This is a genomic window from Rhodococcus sp. NPDC057529 (assembly GCF_042802055.1).
GTDB lineage: Bacteria > Actinomycetota > Actinomycetes > Mycobacteriales > Mycobacteriaceae > Rhodococcus_F.
Genome location: NZ_JBHVEY010000061.1, coordinates 1 through 4673, shown reverse-complemented (window position 1 = coordinate 4673; position 4673 = coordinate 1). Strand labels below are relative to the sequence as shown.

At 70.0% G+C, this 4673-nt stretch carries 1 protein-coding gene and 1 pseudogene; both read right to left on the bottom strand.

Annotation, left to right across the window (positions count from 1 at the left end):
• The coding region (locus tag ACFU5V_RS42980) for a condensation domain-containing protein (protein WP_378707511.1) at positions 1-3767 on the bottom strand (3767 nt) is incomplete at its 3' end.
• A gap of 150 nt (positions 3768-3917) precedes the next feature.
• Positions 3918-4664: pseudogene (locus ACFU5V_RS42975) on the bottom strand (AMP-binding protein); the annotation flags it as partial.
• Between the last annotated feature and the right edge of the window lie 9 nt (positions 4665-4673).

Here is a 4673-nt window from a genome sequence, read left to right as displayed (position 1 = left end):
TCCACCTCCAACCACTCCCCCAACACCGCACCCCCGAACACCCCCGGCGGCGCCACCACCAAACACGCCCCCACCGAAAACGCCATCAACCACTCGTACACCGCCGCATCAAAACCCGGCGACGACACATGCGACACCCGACACCCCGACCACAACCCGAACCGAACCCGCACCTCCTCCACCAAATTCGCCAACCCCCCATGCGACACCACCACCCCCTTCGGACGCCCCGTCGACCCCGACGTATACATCACATACGCCGCATTCCCCACCCCCAACCCACCCAACCGCTCCCCCTCCGACACCGACTCCCCCGACACCCCCTCCACCACCGACACATCATCAACCCGCAACCACTCCACCACCGACGGCACCACCACCCCCGACACCGACAACCCCACCACCGCACCCGAATCCACCAACACCTCCCGCACCCGCCCCACCGGCAACCCCACATCCACCGGCACGAACACACCCCCCGACTTCACCACCGCCCACACCGCCACCACCAACTCCACCGACCGCGGCACCACCACCCCCACCACCACCTCCGGACCCACCCCACAACCAATCAACACCCGCGCCAACCGATTCGACCACCCATCCAACTCCCCATACGACAACTCCACACCCCCACACGACACCGCCACCCCACCCCCACCCAAACCCACACCCCCCGCCAAAATCTCCGGCAACAACCGCACCCCCACACCCGACCCACCACACACCAACCCCACACCCGACCCCCACACACCCACCCCACCCACACCCACACCCGGATCCGACGCCATCGCCTCGAGCACGCGGGTGACCTGTCCCGCGATCGAGTCGACGGTGGCCCGGTCGATCAGGTCGGGCCGGTAGTGGAATGTCATGCGCAACCGGGTGTCCACGGAGAAGGCCACACTCAGCGGGTAGTGCGTGGCGTCGACGCCGCGCACGTCGACCACCCGGATGCCGGCGAGATCGGTGTCCTCGGTGAGGCCTCCCCGGTCGATCGGGTACGACTCGAAGACGGTCGCGGTGTCGAACCCGATGTCGGCGCCGACCGCGCGCTGGATGTCGGCGAGGCCGAGGTGATGGTGGTCGAGGAGGGCTGCCTGTTCCGCTTGCGTCCGGTCGAGCAGCGCACCCAGGGTCTCCCGGGGGTCGAGAGTGATACGGGTGGGCACGGTGTTGACGAACAGCCCGATCATCGACTCCACCCCGGGCAGGTGCGGCGACCGCCCGGACACGGTGCTCCCGAACGTCACGTCGTCGCGGGACGTCCCGGCCCCCAGCACGATGCCCCATGCCACCTGCGTGATCGTGTTCAGTGTCGTGTTGCGGGTCCGCGCGAGGGCCGTGAGGTCGGCGGTCAGTTCCTCGGACACCGTGTACTGGGCGCTCTCGGGGGGAGCCGACAGTTGCCGCCCCCGGGCATCGGGCAGGAGCAGTGTCGGTCCGTCGATGCCGGCGAGTGCGGTCGCCCAGGCCTCCCGCGATTCGGCCGCGTCCCGGCGGTGCAGCCACGACAGGAAGTCGCGATAGGGCCGAGGCCGCGGCAGCGCCGACGCATCGGCGTCCCCGGCCACATAGAGCGCGAGCAGTTCGCGGATCGCGAGCGGCATCGACCATCCGTCCAGGAGCGTGTGGTGGTGGGTCCACACGAGCCGCGATTCCCGGCTGCCGGTCGACACGAGCAGGAACCGCAGCAGCGGGGCCCGGGACGTGTCGAACTGCGCGGCCCGCTCGGCGGCGAGGACGCGCTCCAGTTCGGTGGTCCGCTCGTCCTCCGGCAGGCCGGTGAGGTCGAGTTCGCGGAACGGTACGTCGACGGTCGCGGGCACCACCTGCACGAACGTTCCGTCCCGGGCGGGGACGAACGCCACCCGCAGATTCGCGTGCCGCTCGAGTAGTGCCGCCGCGGCACGGCGCATCCGGTCCGGGTCGCAAGCACCCTCGAGGTGCAGTTCCACCTGCACGGTGTAGGCGTCGATCGACGGTTTCGCGAGCAGGGCGTGGAACAGCAACCCGGCCTGCAGCGGGGTGGGCGGCCACACGTCGGTCAGCGCTCCGAAGTGCTCCTCCCACGTGTCCAGGTCGTCCTGGGTGACGTCGACGAGGGGAACGTCCGACGGCGTGAGCCCACCGGCGACCCCGCTGTGTGCGTGGGACACCAAGGCGGACAGCGCCTCCCGCCATCGCGTTGCCAGCCTCTCCACGTCGGCACGCGCGAGCAGGGTGTGCGGGAAACCGAAACCGACCCGGAGCCGTCCGCCGATCACGATCGCGGTGATCTCGAGGGCGGCCGACGCCGGCATGTCCGGGTCCGGGACGTAGCGGAGGTCGCCGAACCCGTCGGCGGGGGTCCAGCCGGCCGCGGTGTCGCCGGCGGACGGATCCGGAACCTGGCCGAGGTAGTTGAAACTGATCTGCCCCGGTTCGGTGTGCGGCAGGCTGCCCGCGGTGTCCGGGTTGAGGTACCGGAGCAGTCCGTAGCCGATACCCATGTCCGGCACCGCCCGGAGGTGTTCCTTCACCCGCTTCAGTGCGCTGCCCAGGCCGTGGCCGCCGGCGAGCGCGTCGTCGAGGTCGATGCCGCGGAGTTCGACGCGGACCGGGAAGACGGTCGTGAACCAGCCGACGGTGCGGGACAGGTCGGCGCCCGGCACGACCTGCTGCTCCCGGCCGTGCCCTTCCAATCGGATCAGCGTCGACGTTCCGGGGATCCCCCGTTCGGCTCGCCACCTCGACGACGCCACCACCAGTGCCGTCAGCAGAACGTCGAGAGCGCCCCCGTGATAGAGGTCCGGTAGCCGGGTGAGCAGCACGGACGTGTCGTCGGGGGAGGTCTCGACACTCACGTCCTGCAGGGCGGTGGCGACGTCCACGCCCGGGTCGAGGGGGCGGTCGGTGATCAGCGGATCGGGTCCCCCGGCGACGGACTGCCACCACCCCAGTTCGGCGATTCGCTCGCTCCGGCCGGCTTCCTCCGCCAGCGCGTGCGCCCACCGGCGCATCGACGTCGCCGGTTCCGGGAGTGCCGGCACGCTCCCGGCGCCCACCTGATGCCAGGCGGTCACGAAGTCGGGCAGCAGAATCCGCCACGACACCCCGTCGACCGCGAGGTGGTGTGCCACCACGATCAATCGGCCCGGGGTTGCGGTGGCAGGCGCGGGGTCGAGCCACACGAACTGGACGACCACCCCGTCGGACGGGCGCAGTCTCTCCACGGCGGCCTGGTGCTCGGTCGCGACCAGGTCTGCCACGAGGCCGGGATCGACGGCCGGGTCGACGACGACCCGCCGCAGCAGTGACGCGGCGCCGACGTCGGACGGAGCGCGAGTCTCCATCTGCCACTGCCCGTTCGCGTCCCGATACAACCGCGACCGCAGCATGTCGTGGCGCGCGAGCACCGCGGTGACGGTCGCGAGGAGCCGGTCCGCGTCGACGGTCCGCGGGAGGTCGAGCAGCACGCTCTGGCTGAACCTCTCGTAGTGCCCACCCCGCTCGATCAGGTACCGGACCACCGGGGTGGGCGGGAAGGTGCCGATTCCGCCGCCCTCGAATTCGGCGAGGGCGATCGTGGTCTCACCGTCCGCGATCTCCGACGCCGCTGCGAGCGCGGCCACCGTCCGGTGCTCGAACACCTGCTGCGGGGTGAACACCAACCCTCGTGCCTTGGCGCGTGATACGAGGCGGATGGACAGGATGCTGTCGCCGCCCAGGGCGAAGAACGACTCGTCGAATCCGACCTTCTCGACGCCGAGTACTTCGGCGAACACGGACGCCAGTGTGTCTTCCGCAGCGCTGCGCGGCGCGCGGTCCGGCCCGCGGGGGGCCGTGTCCGGTTCGGGTAGTGCGGCGCGGTCCACCTTCCCCGACACCGTCACCGGCAACTCCCCCAACACCACCACCACCGACGGCACCATGAACCCCGGCAACACCGACCCCGCAAACTCCACCACCGCACCCGAATCCACCCGAACCCCCACCTCCGGCACCACATACCCCACCAACCCACCACCCGAACCCACCACCACCACAGCCGCACCCACCCCCGGACACGACACCAACACCGACTCCACCTCCCCCAACTCCACCCGCTGCCCCCGCACCTTCACCTGAAAATCAGCCCGCCCCACAAACACCAACGACCCCAACCCATCCCACCGCACCAAATCCCCCGTCCGATACAACCGCGACCCCACACCAAACGGACTCGCCACAAACGACACCGCCGTCAACCCCACCAACCCGTGATACCCCCGCGCCAACCCCACACCCCCCACATACAACTCCCCCACCACCCCCACCGGCACCGGCCGCAACCACGAATCCAACACCACCACCTCAACACCCACCCCCGGACCACCCACCGTCACCCCACCCCCCGGCACCAACGCCCCACTCACCGTCGCCTGCACCGTCACCTCGGTCGGCCCATACGCATCGAACAACTCCCGACCCACACCCCACCGCTCCACCAACTCCGGACCACACACCTCCCCCGCCACCACCAACACCCGCACCGAACCCAACGACCCCTCCACCGAACCCAACACCGACGGCGTCACAAAACAATGCGACACCCCCTCCACCTCCAACCACTCCCCCAACACCGCACCCCCGAACACCCCCGGCGGCGCCACCACCAAACACGCCCCCACCGAAAACGCCATCAACCACTC